This window comes from Streptomyces himalayensis subsp. himalayensis (genome assembly GCF_013778455.1).
GTDB lineage: Bacteria > Actinomycetota > Actinomycetes > Streptomycetales > Streptomycetaceae > Streptomyces > Streptomyces himalayensis.
In genome coordinates this window covers 1-1,134 of sequence record NZ_JACEHE010000092.1, presented here as the reverse complement: position 1 = coordinate 1,134, position 1,134 = coordinate 1, and the positions used below count along the sequence as shown (strand labels likewise).

At 71.7% G+C, this 1,134-nt stretch carries 1 protein-coding gene; it reads right to left on the bottom strand.

Annotated features, from left to right (window positions below; all coding sequences use genetic code 11):
- Positions 1 to 45: 45 nt before the first annotated feature.
- Positions 46 to 1,134 (bottom strand): XdhC family protein (locus tag H1D24_RS41570; RefSeq protein WP_181662963.1); only part of this gene is annotated, 1,089 nt, incomplete at its 5' end.

Genomic DNA, 1,134 nt, shown 5'->3' with positions numbered 1-1,134 from the left:
ACACAGGTGCGGGAGAAGGGGTCCGCTGCCCTCCGTGAACGGACCCTACCGACGACTCAGGCCACCGATCTCGTTCCGCCGCACCGCGGGCTCCGGCCCGTCGTGGTGAATCGGCGTGTGCGCTCCGGTCAGCGAAACCCCGCTGCCACCACGCCGGTTGGCCACGATCTCGGAGGCGATGGACAGGGCGGTCTCCTCGGGCGTACGCGCGCCGAGATCCAGTCCGATGGGCGAGCGCAGACGGGCGAGTTCGAGCTCGGTGACGCCGACCTCGCGCAGACGTTCGTTGCGGTCGAGGTGCGTACGCCGCGAGCCCATCGCGCCGACATACGCGACCGGGAGCCGCAGTGCCAGTTGCAGCAGCGGCACGTCGAACTTCGCGTCATGTGTCAGTACGCACAGGACGGTACGGCCGTCGACCTGCGTCGACTCCAGGTACTTGTGCGGCCATTCGACGACGACCTCGTCGGCCTCGGGGAAGCGGGCCGGGGTGGCGAAGACCGGCCGGGCGTCGCACACGGTCACGTGGTAGCCGAGGAACTTGGCCGTTCGGGCCAGCGCGGACGCGAAGTCGATGGCGCCGAACACGATCATCCGGGGCGGTGGAACGGATGACTCGACGAGCAGAGTGATCGGCGCTCCGCACCGAGAGCCCTGCTCTCCGATTTCGAGCGTGCCGGTACGGCCCGCGTCGAGGAAGGCACGGGCCTCGTCGGCGGCGGTGCGGTCCAGTTCGGGGTGTCCGCCGAGGCCGCCCTCGTACGAGCCGTCGTCGCGGACGAGCAGGGCGCGGCCGAGGAGTTCGGGGGGTCCTGAGACGATCCGCGCGAGCGCCGCGGCCTCTCCTCCGGCTGCGGCGGAGAGCGCGGCCGCGAACACCTCCCTGGCGGGAGAGTCCGCGCGTACGGGGGTAACGAGGATGTCGATGACGCCGCCGCAGGTCAGGCCGACGGCGAAGGCGTCGTCGTCGCTGTACCCGAAGCGCTGGAGGACTGTCTCGCCGTCGTCCAGGGCCTGTTGGCACAGCTCGTACACCGCGCCCTCCACGCAGCCGCCGGAGACCGAGCCGAGCGCTGTGCCGTCGGTCGCGACGGCGAGCGCGGCCCCCGGCTGACGGGGGGCGCTCCCGCCGAC